At 70.3% G+C, this 14753-nt stretch carries 15 protein-coding genes; 8 read left to right on the top strand and 7 right to left on the bottom strand.

The window, feature by feature from the left end:
* Positions 1-48: 48 nt before the first annotated feature.
* On the top strand, positions 49-1476 hold the full coding sequence (locus OHA25_RS54530) for an aldehyde dehydrogenase family protein (RefSeq protein ID WP_327584703.1): 1428 nt from the start codon (positions 49-51) through the stop codon (positions 1474-1476).
* A gap of 19 nt (positions 1477-1495) precedes the next feature.
* Here OHA25_RS54530 and OHA25_RS54525 read toward each other — a convergent pair whose 3' ends face one another.
* Both OHA25_RS54525 and OHA25_RS54520 read right to left on the bottom strand, forming a co-directional pair.
* Positions 1496-2620, bottom strand: coding sequence for a trypsin-like serine peptidase (locus OHA25_RS54525; protein WP_327584702.1), 1125 nt, complete (start codon positions 2618-2620; stop codon positions 1496-1498).
* A 55-nt stretch (positions 2621-2675) separates the two neighbouring features.
* Positions 2676-3671: a trypsin-like serine peptidase gene (locus tag OHA25_RS54520; RefSeq protein ID WP_327584701.1), complete on the bottom strand. Its 996-nt coding sequence runs from the start codon at positions 3669-3671 to the stop codon at positions 2676-2678.
* Between the two features lie 271 nt (positions 3672-3942).
* Between OHA25_RS54520 and dxr the strand changes: the two genes are divergently transcribed.
* The 4 genes from dxr (at position 3943) to OHA25_RS54500 (ending at position 8934) form a co-directional block, all read left to right on the top strand.
* Entirely contained in the window at positions 3943-5058 is a 1116-nt protein-coding gene (gene dxr, locus OHA25_RS54515; RefSeq protein WP_442942248.1) for a 1-deoxy-D-xylulose-5-phosphate reductoisomerase, read from the top strand.
* Positions 5059-5097: 39 nt separating this feature from the next.
* Positions 5098-6261 (top strand): flavodoxin-dependent (E)-4-hydroxy-3-methylbut-2-enyl-diphosphate synthase, encoded by a 1164-nt coding sequence (gene ispG, locus OHA25_RS54510; protein WP_327584699.1) that lies wholly within the window; start codon positions 5098-5100, stop codon positions 6259-6261.
* Between the two features lie 165 nt (positions 6262-6426).
* The gene (locus OHA25_RS54505) at positions 6427-8019 is read left to right on the top strand and encodes an alpha/beta hydrolase (protein ID WP_327584698.1); all 1593 of its coding nucleotides are present in this window, start codon (positions 6427-6429) and stop codon (positions 8017-8019) included.
* A gap of 72 nt (positions 8020-8091) precedes the next feature.
* A complete protein-coding gene (locus OHA25_RS54500) occupies positions 8092-8934 on the top strand; it encodes a GNAT family N-acetyltransferase (RefSeq protein ID WP_327591186.1) in 843 nt (280 codons plus the stop codon).
* On the opposite strand, the gene OHA25_RS54495 is transcribed toward OHA25_RS54500, so the two are convergent.
* Both OHA25_RS54495 and OHA25_RS54490 read right to left on the bottom strand, forming a co-directional pair.
* Positions 8931-9308, bottom strand: a complete 378-nt coding sequence (locus tag OHA25_RS54495; protein ID WP_327584697.1) for a DUF3037 domain-containing protein — start codon at positions 9306-9308, stop codon at positions 8931-8933. The two genes, OHA25_RS54500 and OHA25_RS54495, sit on opposite strands and share 4 nt — an antisense overlap.
* The gene (locus OHA25_RS54490; RefSeq protein WP_327584696.1) at positions 9305-10117 is read right to left on the bottom strand and encodes a HipA family kinase; all 813 of its coding nucleotides are present in this window, start codon (positions 10115-10117) and stop codon (positions 9305-9307) included. The genes OHA25_RS54495 and OHA25_RS54490 overlap by 4 nt, the downstream gene beginning before the upstream one ends.
* A gap of 136 nt (positions 10118-10253) precedes the next feature.
* Here OHA25_RS54490 and OHA25_RS54485 point away from each other — a divergent pair, with 136 nt between their 5' ends.
* The gene (locus tag OHA25_RS54485; protein ID WP_327591185.1) at positions 10254-10571 is read left to right on the top strand and encodes a MarR family winged helix-turn-helix transcriptional regulator; all 318 of its coding nucleotides are present in this window, start codon (positions 10254-10256) and stop codon (positions 10569-10571) included.
* On the opposite strand, the gene OHA25_RS54480 is transcribed toward OHA25_RS54485, so the two are convergent.
* Positions 10568-11110, bottom strand: a complete 543-nt coding sequence (locus tag OHA25_RS54480; protein ID WP_327584695.1) for a hypothetical protein — start codon at positions 11108-11110, stop codon at positions 10568-10570. The genes OHA25_RS54485 and OHA25_RS54480 overlap by 4 nt on opposite strands.
* A 66-nt stretch (positions 11111-11176) precedes the next feature.
* Between OHA25_RS54480 and OHA25_RS54475 the strand changes: the two genes are divergently transcribed.
* Positions 11177-11722 (top strand): TetR/AcrR family transcriptional regulator, encoded by a 546-nt coding sequence (locus OHA25_RS54475; RefSeq protein WP_305925148.1) that lies wholly within the window; start codon positions 11177-11179, stop codon positions 11720-11722.
* Between the two features lie 10 nt (positions 11723-11732).
* Here OHA25_RS54475 and OHA25_RS54470 read toward each other — a convergent pair whose 3' ends face one another.
* Both OHA25_RS54470 and OHA25_RS54465 read right to left on the bottom strand, forming a co-directional pair.
* Positions 11733-12602, bottom strand: a complete 870-nt coding sequence (locus OHA25_RS54470) for a TIGR03619 family F420-dependent LLM class oxidoreductase (RefSeq protein WP_327584694.1) — start codon at positions 12600-12602, stop codon at positions 11733-11735.
* On the bottom strand, positions 12599-13846 hold the full coding sequence (locus tag OHA25_RS54465; protein ID WP_327584693.1) for an LLM class flavin-dependent oxidoreductase: 1248 nt from the start codon (positions 13844-13846) through the stop codon (positions 12599-12601). Before OHA25_RS54465 ends, OHA25_RS54470 begins: the two co-directional genes overlap by 4 nt.
* Before the next feature lie 88 nt (positions 13847-13934).
* On the opposite strand from OHA25_RS54465, the gene OHA25_RS54460 reads away from it, so the two are divergent.
* Positions 13935-14744 carry an LLM class F420-dependent oxidoreductase gene (locus OHA25_RS54460; protein WP_327584692.1) on the top strand — a complete coding sequence of 270 codons (810 nt, stop codon included), beginning with the start codon at positions 13935-13937 and terminating at the stop codon, positions 14742-14744.
* The last annotated feature ends 9 nt before the right edge of the window (positions 14745-14753 follow it).

The following is a 14753-nucleotide window of genomic DNA, read 5'->3' as shown; positions in this document are numbered from 1 at the left end:
GCATCGTGGTGTAATTCCCCGATCCTAGGCTTGGCATAACGTCGAGGTATGGACGTGCGTACCTTCTGGCTGGCCGGCCGCCCCGCGACCGGGGACACCGAGCTCACTGTGACCAACTCCCACGACGGCCGGGTGGTCGGCAGGCATTCCGTGCCAACTGACGCCCAGGTGGAGGAGGCCGTCGCGGCCGCCCACGCGGTGGCGCGGCAGGCCGCCGCCCTGCCCGTCCACGTACGCGCCGAGGCCCTGGCCCACGTCTCCCGCAGGATCGCGGAGCGGGCCGAGGAGATCGCCCAGCTCATCACGGCCGAGAACGGCAAACCGATCTTGTGGGCGCGCGGCGAGACCAGCCGTGCGGTCGCCACGTTCCGCTTCGCCGCCGAGGAGGCTCGCCGCTGGTCGGGCGGCGTGCAGCGGCTCGACACCGAGCCGGCCGCGACCGGCCGCCTGGCGTACGTGTCGCGTGTGCCGTACGGGCCCGTGCTGGCAATCACCCCGTTCAACTTCCCGCTGAACCTGGTCGCTCACAAGGTCGCCCCGGCCATCGCCGTCGGCGCGCCGGTTGTCATCAAGCCCGCCCCCGCCACGCCGCTGTCGGCGCTGCTGCTCGGCGAGATCCTGGCCGAGACCGACCTGCCCCCCGGGATGTTCTCGGTGCTGCCCATCGAGAACGAGCGTGCCTCCGCGCTGGTCCAGGATCCCCGCCTCCCCGTGGTGTCGTTCACCGGCTCCGCGCCCGTCGGCTACGCCATCGCCGATCAGATCCCGCGCAAGCACGTGACCTTGGAACTGGGCGGCAACGCGGCCGCCGTCGTCCTGGCCGACGCCGACCTGGACTGGGCCGCCCAGCGCATCGCTCTTTACTCCAACTACCAGGCGGGCCAGAGCTGCATCGCCGTGCAGCGCGTGATCGTCGAACAGCCGGTCTACGACGCCTTCGTCGACCGCCTCATCCCCGCCGTGACCGGCCTCGTCACCGGCGATCCCGCGGACGAGAAGACCCAGGTGGGCCCGCTGGTCTCGGAGCACGCCGCGGAGCGGGTCGAGCAGTGGGTCCAGGAGGCCGTCGCGGCCGGGGCCAAGGTCCTGGCGGGCGGCACCCGGGAAGGCGCCGTGATCGCGCCGACGGTCCTGACCGACGTGCCGGACGACGCGAAGGTGGTCTGCGAGGAGGTCTTCGGCCCGGTCATGATCCTCCAGCCCGCCGCCTCGGTCAACGAGGCGTACGCGATGGTCAACGACTCCAAGTACGGCCTGCAGGCCGGGGTGTTCACCCGGTCTCTGGACGCCGCGTTCCAGGCGAACCGGGAACTGGAGGTGGGCGGCGTCATCATCGGCGACGTGCCGTCGTACCGGGCCGACCAGATGCCGTACGGCGGGGTGAAGGACTCGGGCATCGGCCGCGAGGGCCTGCACTCGGCCATGGAGGACCTGACGTACGAGAAGGTCATGGTCCTGACCGGCCTGACGCTGTGACCTCCTCGGCCAGGGCGGGTTATGCGCGTTGTGCCGTGTCGAAGAGGGTCTTGGCGGCCTCGCCCAGGTAAGGCCCGTACATGGTGCGCGGGTCGTCGCTGTACTTGAAGCTGCTCAGCGACGTGATCGTGCCCTTGCCGGTGTCGGCGTCGAATCCGGTCATCCAGGGCCCGCCGCTCGAGCCCGCCGTCATGTCGCAGCCGAGGCCCTGGTCGCGGGTCTGGCCATGCGGGTCGTCCCGCAGGCGGCCGGCGCAGTAGACCAGCTGGCCGCCGTTGTACGGAGGGTCGGCGGGGTAGCCGAAGCCGAACGCCTGGCCGCCGCGCGGCGCGTTGAACGCGATCTCCTGCGTGCCCACCGCGTCGGCCACGTGCGTGCCGCCGGACGTGGCCAGTGCCACCATGGCGACGTCGTAGTTGTCGTCCGCCGCGCGCGACCACCGCTCGGCGACGAACATGCGGCGGGCGGCGTAGCGGCCGTACGGGTGCTCGCCACCGGCCCCGTAGCCGGGAACGAACGTCCAGTTCGCGGCCCACTGGCCGACGCCGTCCTTGACGCAGTGGCCGGCGGTGACCACGACGTCCCTGTTGGCGCTCGTGACCGTGCTGGCCGAGCAGACGAAGTCGGCGCCGCCCACCGTCATGAACACCCGCCCCGTGGTCCTGGTCACGGCGCCGCCGGTGATCCAGCGTGCGCCGATCGTGTTCGCCTCCGGCCTGGCCGCCGGTTGACGGCTCAGCTGACGGTCCACTTGATGGCCCAGTTGATGGCTCGGCATGGGCAGCTTGGAGGCGACCGCCCGCGGGAAGGCCGGGGCGCCGATCAGGTGCCGCGTGGTCCTGGTCAGGGCCGCCCCGCCGGGCAGCCCGCGCAGCAGGCGCCGGCCGTCCGTCACGAGGCCGAGCAGGTCGATCGGCAGCGCTTGGGCCATGCGCTGCGGCGTCCAGTAGGCGAGCACGCGCTGCTGTTCGGCGGCGGTGCGGGCGGCGACGTGCTCGACTACCCGGGTGCGCTCAAGGGTGGGGACGGGCGTGGTCACAAGGCCGTCGTCCTGCCGTGGGGCGGGAGCCGCGCCGAGGAGCGCGGGTCCCATCAGCCCCGCCAGGAGCGGGGCGGCCACCAGCAGGGGGGTGCTCAGGGTCATGCCCCCCGAGTGTGCACCACAACGTGTGTTCTTGTGACTACTTTCGGTGAATCGATCAGAGTGCGCCAGTAGTTTGCGCCGCTTGGTAGACCGCCTGGGCCTCATTCCCGAAATAGGGGCCGAACATCCAGTTGGTGGCGAAGTTGTATTTGAAGCTGTTGACCGAATTGACGGTGCCGAGCCCGGTGGACTCGTTGAAACTCTGCATCCATGGACCGCCGCTCGAACCGCCGGTCATGTTACAGGTCAGCCCGAGATCGTCGGACATCAGGAAGTCGTCGAAGGTGCGGCCGCTGCAGTAGACGAGCTTCGAACCGTCGTACGGGGCCGCGGCCGGGTAGCCGAAGGCGTACATCTGCTGCCGTCTTTGCTGGTTGAACGCCACCCCCTGGCCGCCCACGACGTCGACCAGCGTCTTGCCGTCGAGCGGCGCCACCACGGCGGCGGCCAGGTCGAAGTTGATGTCCTCCCTGGCGTTCCATTGCTGCGTGGTCAGCAACTTCGTGGCGGCCCAGGTGCCGAAGGGGCGGCTGCCCTTGTCGTAGCCCGGCACGAACACCCAGTTCGTGTGGAAGGCGCCGTTCAGCTTCACGCAGTGGCCCGCGGTGATGACCACGCTCTTGTTGGCGCTGGTCACCGCCGACCCCGAGCACGAGGCGTTGCGGCCCTGCGTGGTGAAGAAGATCCGCCCGGTGGTCTTCACCACCGCGCCGCCACCGGTCCACGGCTCACCGCCGCTCCTGGCCGCCTGCAACACCTGGCCACCTCCGGACGCGTTGGTGGGCGCCGCCGACCACGGGGCGCCCTCGGCCGCCGTGGCGAGCTTCATGCCCTTCTTGGGACCCGGGGCGGCCAGCGGCTCGGCCGACTCCATTTTCTGCTCGGTCCAGTACCCGAGGACCTGCCGCTGCTCGGACGCCGAGTCCGCGGCCGCGTGCTGGGCGGGCTTGGGCCGCAGATGGACGTTGGCCTGGGCCGCTGTCGCGGGGAGCAAAACGGCGCTTCCCGTGGCGAGGACGAGGGTGGAAAGCAGGGCGACTCTGCGGTGCATTACGTACCTCCCGAAACCGGACTTGGGGTTGGAAGGTAGCGGCCTCAATATCCAGATTTCTCAAGATTCGCGCATACCGATATAGCGATATTCCGGCGTAAATCGACTCCGTTATCTCGCGTCACATACGTAAGGGAATTTCGGTACGTCCGCCACCCGGTGCTCGGCCGCCCCCCGCAGCGGGGACAATGGACGCGTGCATGCACACACCCTCCGCTCCGTCGTCCTGCTCGGCTCCACCGGTTCGATCGGCACCCAGGCCCTCGACGTCATGGCCGCCAACCCCGGCGGCTTCAAGGTCGCGGCGCTGGCGGCCGGGGGTGGCCGGGTCGAGCTGCTGGCCAGGCAGGCCGCCGAGTTCGGCGTCGAGGCGGTGGCGGTGGCGGACGAGGCGGCCGTGCCCGCGCTGAAGGAGGCGCTGGCCGCGCACGGCGCCCAGCCCGAGGTGTTCGGCGGCCACGACGGGGTCGCGCAGGTGGCGGCGTGGCCGTGCGACACCGTGCTCAACGGCATCACCGGCGCGCTCGGGCTGACCTCCACACTCGTCGCACTCGAAGCGGGCAGGACGCTCGCCCTGGCCAACAAGGAGTCCCTGATCATCGGTGGGCCGCTGGTGAAGCGGCTGGCCAAGCCCGGTCAGCTGCTGCCGGTCGACTCCGAGCACTCGGCGCTGCAGCAGTGCCTGTGGGCCTCGGGGCCCGGCGCGTACGACCCGGACAGCGTCCGCCGGCTCGTGGTGACCGCCAGCGGCGGGCCGTTCCGGGGGATGAGACGCGAGGAGATGGCCGACGTCACCCCCGAGATGGCGCTGGCCCACCCCACCTGGTCCATGGGGCCGGTGATCACCATCAACTCCGCGACGCTGGTCAACAAAGGGCTGGAGGTGATCGAGGCGCATCTGCTGTTCGACCTGGACTTCGACCGGATCGAGGTGGTGGTGCACCCGCAGTCGATCATCCACTCCATGGTCGAATACGTGGACGGCTCGACCATGGCGCAGGCCAGCCCGCCCGACATGCGCCTGCCGATCGCGCTCGCGCTCGGACACCCGCACCGCGTGCCCGGCGCGGCCCTGGCCATCGACTGGAGCAAGGCGCACACGTGGACGTTCGAGCCGCTGGACGACGTGGCCTTCCCGGCGGTGGCGCTGGCCAGGCACGTCGGCACCGAGGGCGGCACCGCGCCCGCCGTCTACAACGCGGCCAACGAGGCGTGTGTGGAGGCGTTCACGCGTGGCGAGTTGCCGTTCCCGGCGATCGTCGACACCGTGGCCAAGGTCGTCGAGGAGCATTCCGTGACCCCGGCGGACTCGGTGGACGAGGTGCTGGCCGCCGACTCGTGGGCCCGTGCCCGTGCGGCCGAACTCACAGCCGGGCAGTCCCGCTAGCTACATAAACTTGAAACCGTCGTCACAGTAAGGGTTCATATGTCTTCCGTAGCTCTCGGCATCCCGACCGTCCGCCCCAAGCCGCTCGCCGAACGCCGCCACTCCCGCCAGATCATGGTCGGCACCGTGCCCGTGGGCGGCGACGCGCCCGTCTCGGTGCAGTCGATGACGACGACGGTGACCGCCGACGTCAACTCCACGTTGCAGCAGATCGCGGAGCTGACGGCGTCGGGCTGCCAGATCGTCCGCGTGGCCGTGCCGTCCCAGGACGACGCGGACGCGCTGCCGATCATCGCGAAGAAGTCCCAGATCCCCGTCATCGCCGACATCCATTTCCAGCCGAAGTACGTCTTCGCCGCCATCGAAGCGGGCTGCGCGGCTGTCCGGGTCAACCCCGGAAATATCAAGAAATTCGACGACAAGGTGGGCGAGATCGCCCGCGCTGCCGCCGACCACGGCGTCCCCATCCGGATCGGCGTCAACGCCGGCTCTCTTGACCCCCGCCTGCTCCAGAAGTACGGCAAGGCCACGCCCGAGGCGCTGGTGGAGTCGGCGCTGTGGGAGTGCTCGCTGTTCGAGGAGCACGGCTTCCGCGACATCAAGATCTCGGTCAAGCACAACGACCCCGTCGTCATGATCAACGCCTACCGCCTGCTGGCCGCCAAGTGCGACTACCCGCTGCACCTGGGCGTCACCGAGGCGGGGCCGGCCTTCCAGGGCACGATCAAGTCCGCCGTGGCCTTCGGCGCGTTGCTGGCCGAGGGCATCGGCGACACGATCCGCGTCTCGCTGTCCGCGCCCCCGGTCGAGGAGGTCAAGGTCGGCGCCCAGATCCTGGAGTCGCTCGGACTGCGCGAGCGCGGCCTGGAGATCGTCTCCTGCCCGTCGTGCGGCCGCGCCCAGGTGGACGTCTACACGCTGGCCGAGCAGGTCCAGGCCGGCCTGGAGGGCATGAAGGTCCCGCTCCGGGTGGCCGTGATGGGCTGCGTGGTCAACGGCCCCGGTGAGGCCCGCGAGGCGGACCTCGGGGTGGCTTCGGGCAACGGCAAGGGGCAGATCTTCGTCAAGGGCGAGGTCATCAAGACCGTGCCGGAGTCGCAGATCGTGGAGACCCTGATTGAGGAAGCGCTGCGGCTGGCCGAAGAGATGGGCGTCGAGGTCGACCTCGACGACGACTCCGGCCCCGTGGTCACGGTCAGCTGATCAGGTCGGGATGAGCCCGACCCTGCGGCCCGCGTCGGCGCTGTGGTCGTAGCGCTACTCTTTGCCACGAGCCGATTACAGATTGGCAAGCATTTCCCCATACCCAGCGTCACGGCCCGGTCGCTCAGAGAGCATCGCAAGGCCTATGACGTGTGAGGGGGCCGGGTGAAGCGGGTAGTTAGGGTCGTCGCCGGTATGGCGGTGCTCATCGCAGGGGTCGCGATCTCCGGCGGCGGGGCGCCGGCCATCGCCGCCAGACAGGCGCCGGTGGCCTGGGGGGCCTGTCCGGCGGTGGCGGGGAAGCCGGTGAACGCGAGCATCGAGTGCGCCACGGTCCGGGTGCCGCTCGACTACGGCGAGCCCATGGGGCAGTCGATCAAGGTGGCGATCAACAGGATCAAGGCCAAGGTGTCGCGTGACGCCAACCACCTCGGCACGCTGTTGATCAACCCGGGCGGTCCCGGGGCATCGGGGCGGAGCATGACCGCGTACGTCGCCGCGACGCTGCCGGCCAACGTGAGCGAGCGTTACGACATCGTGGGGTTCGATCCGCGCGGCGTCGGCGGCAGCGAGCCGGCGCTGCACTGTGTGGACCCGGAGGCCTACTACAAGGCCCCGAGACCGGACGCGGTCCCGCGCACGCTGAGCGAGGAGCGTGCGCTGCTGGGCAGAGCCTCCGACTACGCCACCCGCTGCGGTCACTTCTGGTCCTGGCTGCTGCCGCACCTGACCACGGAGAACTCGGCCAGGGACATGGACATGATCCGCTCCGCCCTGGGCGAGGAGAAGATCAGCTACTTGGGCTACTCGTACGGCACCTACCTGGGCGCCGTCTACGCCACGCTCTTCCCGCACCGGGTCAAGCGCCTGGTCATGGACAGCATCGTGGACCCGACCGGCGTCTGGTACAAATCGAACCTGGCCCAGAACGAGGCCTTCGAACGCCGGCACCGGCAGTTCCTCGCCTGGACGGCCAAGCACCACTCCACCTACAAGCTGGGCGCCACGCCCACGCAGACGTCGTTCGCCTACTACGCGATGCGCACGCGGCTGCGGGAGCGTCCGGCGGGCGGGGTCGTGGGCCCGAGTGAGCTCGACGACACCTTCACCGTCGCCGGGTACAGCGACCGGGTGTGGCCTCGCTTCGCCCAGGCGTGGTCGTCCTACGTGCGCCAGGGCGACGTGAAGGGCCTGGTCGACATCTACACCAAGCACGGCAAGAACGACTCCACCAAGGAGAACGGCTACGCCGTCTACCTCGGCGTCCAGTGCCGTGATGCCACCTGGCCGCGCCAATGGGAGACGTGGCGGACCGACATGACCGCGATGCATCGCCAGGCGCCGTTCATGACCTGGCCGAACGCCTGGTTCAACGCCCCCTGCGCCTTCTGGCCGGTCCCCGGGGGGAAGCCGGTCCAGGTGCAGGGCTCGCCGCAGCTGCCGCCCATTCTCATGCTCCAGACCCGTGGCGACGCCGCGACGCCGTACACGGGGGCTCTGCGGATGCGCCGGCTCTTCCCCAGCGCGCGCATGGTGGTCGACAAGGGCGGCAACCATGGGGCGTCGCTGGCGGGGAACCAGTGCGTGGACCGGCATCTGGCGGCGTACCTGCGGGACGGGTCCGTGCCGCCGCGTGACGCGGTCTGCGACCCGCTGCCCCAGCCCCATGCGGCGGCGGCCGCCCGCATGGCGGCGCAGGCGCCGGCGCAGCACCACGAGCTCCTGGGGGTGCTCACGGGGTTGCTTGGAGCACGATGACGTCAAGAAAGGGTTACCGTGAGGAGCGCGTGATGAGCTAATCGGTAACCCTTCGCGTAGTCTGACCGTGTGATGCTGCGTACATCGGCGTCGCGTGTGCTTGACGACAGCGACCGGGACGAGGTTCTCGCCCTTTTGGACACCGATCCGGTCGCCAACGTCTTCGTCTCCTCCAGAGTGCGCGCCGTCGGACTCAATCCGGCGCGGCTCGGCGGGCAGATGTGGGGATTCGGGCCGCGCGGTGGCCTCGTGTCACTCTGCTACGCGGGGGCCAACATGGTGCCGGTCAGCGCCGGTCCCGAGGCGGTGCACGCGTTCGCCGACCGTGCCCGGAAACAGGGGCGGCGCTGCTCGTCCATCGTGGGTCCGGTGGATGCGGTCTCCCTGCTGTGGGAGCGGCTCGAGCCCTACTGGGGCCGGGCCAGGGCGATCCGCTGGGCGCAGCCGGTCATGGCCACCTCGCGCAAACCGCCGGTGCCCGCCGACCCGCTCGTCCGGCGGGTGCGGCCGGAGGAGTTCGACGTCCTGCTGCCGGCCTGCGTGGCCATGTTCACCGAGGAAGTCGGCGTCTCGCCCAACCTCGGCGACGGCGGCGCGCTCTACCGCACCAGGGTCGCCGAGCTGATCAGGATCGGCCGGTCCTACGCGCGCATCGACAACGGCAAGGTCGTCTTCAAGGCGGAAGTGGGGGCGGTCACGCCGCAGGCCTGCCAGATCCAGGGCGTGTGGGTGGACCCGGAGCTGCGCGGCAGGGGGCACGCGGTGGCGGGCATGGCCGCCGTGGTCGAGGCCGCCTTGCAGTGCTTCGCCCCGGTGGTGACCCTCTACGTCAACGACTACAACCACTCGGCGCGAGCCGTCTACCGCAAGGTCGGCTTCGTCGAGGTGGACACGTTCATGTCCGTGCTCTTTTAGAGACGTACGAGCTTGTCGAACAGCCGGGCCAGCTCCGTGTCCGGATCCGCGGTGAGGCCCGCGTGCACCGGACCCGCCTGCACGATCGTGCTGCGAGGCGCCGTCAGCCAGCGGAACCTGCCCCCCAGCGACTCCGACTCCAGCGGTCCGGCCTCCTCGCCGCAGGCCCGTTCGTACGCGCCGAGCGCCCGGCGTACCGCGTCCACGTCGGCCGTCGGGTCGAGCGCGCGCAACCGGGCCGGATCCAGCTCCACCCGTGCGCACAGGTAGCCGCGCGGCTGGCAGTAGAGCAGCACGCCCGCGTTGATCTGCTCGCCCCGCTCCACCTTGGGGATCACGCGGATGACCGCGTACTCGTACACGTCCCTGGTCACCGGGCGCCTCCCCGCCAGAACTCGCCGACGGACCCCGGCCCGGACTGCCGCGTGGCCTGCCCCTCGCCGCGCACCAGCCACTCGCGCGGCCCGTGCGCCCGCCGCACCAGATGATCGACGTACGCCTCCCGCACCGCCTGCGGGTCGTCGAATCCCGGCTCGTCGTCGAGCCATTCGTCCGGCACCAGAGCCGTCACGGTCTTCAGCAGCTCGCGCGTGATCTTCCCCGCCAGGTCGTCGCCCGCGGCCGCCACGTCGCCGGCGAACGGGGCGAGCACATGGTCACCGGCGTCGAACGGGCGCTGCGGATCGGCCGTGGGCCAGTTGTGATGGAACCAGAGCGACGCGCCGTGGTCGATCAGCCAGGTCTCGCGGTGCCAGACCAGCAGGTTGGGGTTGCGCCAGCTCCGGTCGATGTTGTGAATGAGGCCGTCGAACCACACCACCCGCGCCGCGAACACGGGGTCCGCCGTCCACGCCAGCGGATCGAACCCCAGCGCGCCCGGCAGGAAATCCACCGCCAGGTTGAGCCCGGTGCTGGCCTTGAGCAGGTCCTGGACCTCCTCGTCCGGCTCCCGGATGCCGAGTTGCGGGTCGAGGTCGATGAGCTTGAGCTCGGGGGTCTTGAGCCCGAGCCGGCGGGCCAGCTCGCCGGCGATGATCTCGGCGACCAGCACCCTGCGGCCCTGACCCGCCTCACGGAACTTCACGACGTAGGTGCCCAGGTCGTCGGCCTCGACGACGCCGGGCAGCGACCCGCCCTCCCGCAGCGGGGTCACATATCGGGTGGCTGCGATCTTATCCAGCACGACACGAGGTTATCGCCCACCTCAGGGGGTGGGCCGCGGGGGCCGGGATTGGGCGAAGGGGTGCTCACGTGAGGCCTCGACCGCGGCGAAGGCATAGTCGAGCATGCGGCGCTCGTAACCGGCCTTCGCATCGCCGATCCGCTGCCCGCCTGTCACTGCCCCGGCGAGCACTTCGCTCAGCAGTCAGCTCGGTACGGACACCGCCGGGATGACCAGGTTGCTCGACCGCTTGGAGGCCAAGGGGCTGCTGCGGCGCAAGCGGCATCCGGAGGACCGGCGTTCGATCGTCATCGAGCTGACGGACGACGGGCACGCGCTGGTGCCTCGGCTGCCGCCGGTCTTCGGGAAGATCAGCCACCAGGTCTTCGCGGGGTTCTCGCCCGAGGAGGTCGCGCAGGTGACGGACATGCTGCGGCGCATCATGAAGAATCTCGCCGCTGGGCCGGACGCCTAGGGCGCTTGGGTGGCGCGGGCGCGGACGGCGGACAGGATGATGTGGCGGACCAGGCCGCTGCCGAGACGGATCACCGCCCAATACCGCAGGAACGCCCGTCGTGCGGCCGGGCTCGTGGCCAGGACGCGGGTCTCGGTCACCAGCCGCACTCGCCCCGAGCCCGCCTCCTCCAGCACGAAGCTGAACGTCCCCTTCGCGTAGCCCGGGCGGTCGAAGGCGTCGAAGTCACCGGCGGTCGTGATGGACGGCGTGTCCTCGGCGCGGCCCAGGCGCCACCACTGGCCGACCGTGCCCAAGACCAGCTCGCGGCCCGGGTCCTCGGCCAGGAGCGTGAAGGCGGACATGCCGGGATGGGGCCGGCCGCCGCGTGACCGCGAGACCAGCGCGCGGGCGGCGAAGAGCGGCTTGGCGAGGCGGACGTCCGACGGTCGCAGGTGGGTGAGGGCGTCCCAGACGCGCTCGCGCGGGGCATTGATCACGATGGAGTGGCGTTCGGCGGCGTCGGGGCGGGGGATGAGCCGGTCGGCGAGCTGGGACATGGGCCACCTCTTCCATACGGATGCGTATGGTGCTGACTATACGGTGCCGTATGGCAGGCTGGACGGGTGGGCCGGTTGAACGCGGATGACTGGGCGCGGGCCGCGCTGGACGCGCTGGCGGAAGGCGGGCTCGCCGCCGTCGCCGTCGAGCCGGTGGCCGTGCGGCTGGGCGTGTCGAAAGGCAGCTTCTACTGGCACTTCGCCAACCGGCATGCGCTGGTGGAGGCGGCGCTGTGGCGCTGGGAGGCCGAGACCGAGGAGATCATCGCCGGGCTGGAGGCGGTGCGAGATCCGGTGGCGCGCATGCGGATGCTGCTCGAAGGCGCCCTGGGGAGCGGGCGGGACGCGGCCATCTCGTTCCGGCTGATCAGCGAGGCCGACGATCCAGTGGTGGGGGCGGTGGTGCGGCGGGTGAGCGAGCGGCGGCTGGCGTACATGCAGGCCACGTTGGAGGAGGCCGGGCAGCCACCGGCGGAGGCCCGCCGGCGGGTGCTGGCCGGGTACGGCGGCTACCTGGGGCTCGCGGCGCTGGCCCGCGTCGGGGTGGTGGCGGAGCCGCCTCTCGACCTGGTTGACACGCTCATGGCCGAGCTCGGCCTCCCGCCGGCCTGACTCCGCAGCGTCAGAGCTTGGCGATGACCTCCTCGGCGAAGCGTTCCATAGTGGCGATCTTGAGCTCGAGTGTGCCCTCGCCGTACCGCGCCTTCTCCTCCGGGCTGGCCAGCCACCATGGGGCGGCCAGCGTGCCGGTCACGCCCTTGGCGGCGAAATGACGGTAGGTTTCCGCATCCGGGAGCACAGCGAGCGGCGCGATGATGTCGAACGGCCCCGTCCTGCCGTTCTCGTCGAGGTGCCGCCGCAGCGTGTCGAGCACGGGGTCGAGCTGCTCCTCGGTGTAGATGCGGTTGCCGATCCAGCCGTCGCCCGCGCGGGCCGCCCGCCGCAGGGCCGCCTCGCTGTCGCCGCCCACGTACACCGGGATGCGCTGGGCGGGGGTCGGTGAGATCGACAGGGGTGGGAGGCCGTCCAGGCTGACCGTCTCGCCCGCCCAGAGCGAGCGCAGCACGGGGAGCATGGCGTCCAGCCGCCGCCCCCGCGTGTGGAAGTCCTGTCCCGTGGCGACGAACTCCTCCTTGCACCACCCCACGCCCACGCCGAACGTCACCCGGTCGCGGGACAACACCGCCGCCGTGGACACCTGCTTCGCCACGGTGAGCAGGTCGCGGGCGGGGGCGATGTAGACGTTCGGCGAGAAACGCAGGGACGTGGTGACCGCCGCCATCGCCCCGATCGTCACCCACACGTCCGGCCAGTGCGTCGTGGCGTCCCAGCGCGGCCGTCCCGACCGCGAATAGGGGTACGGTGTGGCGAAGTCGGCGTAGAAGAGGTGGTCCGACAGCGTCAGCGTGTCGAACCCGCACCGCTCGGCCGCCCGGGCCAGCTCCACGAACTGGCCGGCGTCGACGAACGAGGCCCCCAGCCAGATCTTCATCGGAACTCCGGGGCGACCTTGGTGGCGAACAGCTCAAGGTTGCGCTTGACCGTGTCGAGCGGCAGCACGCCCTGCTGCCCCTGCATGTAGAGCCCGAACCACTCCAGGTCCGGCATCCGGTCGAGCATGCGCTGGATGCCGCGCTTGACGTCGTCGGGCGTGCCGAACAGCGCCATCTCGACGTCGTTCATGCGCTTGGCGTCGCCCTTCTCCGGGGAGATCGGCTTGTGCTTCTCGTCCTCCTTCTTCCGCAGCACCTCCAGATATCCGAAGGGGCCGAAGAAGGCGGCGAAGTCCTTGGGGATGCTGCGGCCGAAGGTGTTGATCGCCTGCTCGGTGGTGTCCGCGATCCCGACGATCTTCAGGATGCCGGTGTGCTCGCCCAGCTTGTAGTGGCGGCCCTGCTTGGCGGACTCCTCCTGGTAGAGCTTGGCCTTGGCGGCATGGTCGTCCGGGTTGGGGGTGAACATCCACGGCAGGATGTTCTCCTGCGCGGCCCTGATGACCGACCGGTCGGAGATCGTGAAGGGCTGCCACAGCTCGGGGTGCGGGTTCTGGTAGGGCCGCGGGCAGACCGAGACGGCCACCACCTTGCCCTCGTCGTCGAGCTCGGCGGGCGCGCCGAAGGTCCGGGTCCACTCCTGGGCGGGCCAGCCCTCGATGCCCTCGTACGGGTAGGGCACCTGATAGTCGAGCACGTCGGACTTGTAACGGAGGCTCTCCTCGGTCCACGCCAGCTTCATGATCTTCAGCACCTCGCCGAAGACGTCGAAGTTACGCGTGTCGGATGCCGAGCCGTCCGAACGGGCGGCGGCGGCGTGCCAGCGCTGGCCCAGGACGTTCATCCAGCGGTTCTGGTAACCACGTGCCACGCCCAGCCGCAGCCGTCCCTTGCTGAACTGGTCGAGCAGCGCGACGTCCTCGGCCGCCCTGATCGGGTCCCACGCGGGCAGCACCAGGCCGAGCGGCGCGAGCAGGATCCGCTCTGTACGCGCGGCGAGGTCGGTGAGGAACATCAGTGGATTGACCGAGAACTCCATGCCCTCGGAGTGGAAGTGGTGCTCGGTCATCATCAGCGCGTCGAACCCGACCTGGTCGGCGTGGACGGCGATCTCCCGGACCTCGTGCAGCAGCCTCTGGTACGACTCCGTGTCCCGCCCGATGGGGCGCTTGGCCTTGGCGTTCTCCTCGGCTGCATATCCAGAGCCTGGAATCTGCGGATTCAGGAAGATGGAAAACTTCACCGGGGACCTCTTTCCGCGGACGGTTCCTCTGCAAGCTACTCTGGAAATCTTAGCCGAGCAATCGCTTGGTTAACTACGAGGAGGGCGCATGAGACTGGGCGTCACGATGTTCGCCACGGATCTGGCCATGCCGATCGACGAGCTCGCCAGGGCGGCCGAGGAACGCGGTTTCGACTCCCTCTGGCTGCCCGAGCACACCCATATCCCGGTCTCGCGCCGCACGCCGCCCGCCGCCGGGCAGGACGAGCTGCCCGAGGAGTACAAGCGCACGCTCGACCCCCTGGTCGCACTCTCGTTCGCCGCCGCCGCGACCCGCCGGCTGCGCGTCGGAACCGGCATCCTGCTGGCCGCCCAGCGCGATCCCATCGTGACCGCCAAGGCCATCGCCACGCTGGACCACCTGTCGGGCGGGCGGGTCGCGGTCGGCGTCGGCTTCGGCTGGAACGTGGAGGAGATCGAGAACCACGGCGTCCCGTACGCCCGCCGCCGCGAGGTGGCCAGGCGCAACGTGCTGGCGATGCGGGCACTCTGGCGCGACGAGGTGGCCTCCTTCGACGGCTTCGAGCCGTCCTGGTGCTGGCCGAAGCCGATCAGCGGCCCGCCGGTCTACGTGGGCGGCGCCGCGGGGCCGAAGCTGTTCGCCCACGTCGCCGAGTACGCCGACGGCTGGATGCCGATCGGCGGCGCCGGCATCAAGGCCGCGCTGCCGGCGTTGCGCGAGGCGTGCGAGAAGGCGGAGCGGCCGATGGCCGAGGTGATCCCGTTCGGCACGCGGCCGACCAGGGAGAAACTCGACTACTTCGCCGGGCTCGGCATCCAGGAGGCGGTGGCCACATTGCCCAGCGGGCCGGCCGACACCCTGCTGCCTCTCCTGGATGATTACGCGCAACTGATCTAAGGGACGGCA

The sequence above is a fragment of the Nonomuraea sp. NBC_00507 genome (assembly GCF_036013525.1).
Taxonomy (GTDB): Bacteria; Actinomycetota; Actinomycetes; order Streptosporangiales; family Streptosporangiaceae; genus Nonomuraea.
This window is presented reverse-complemented; position numbering and strand designations above follow the sequence as displayed.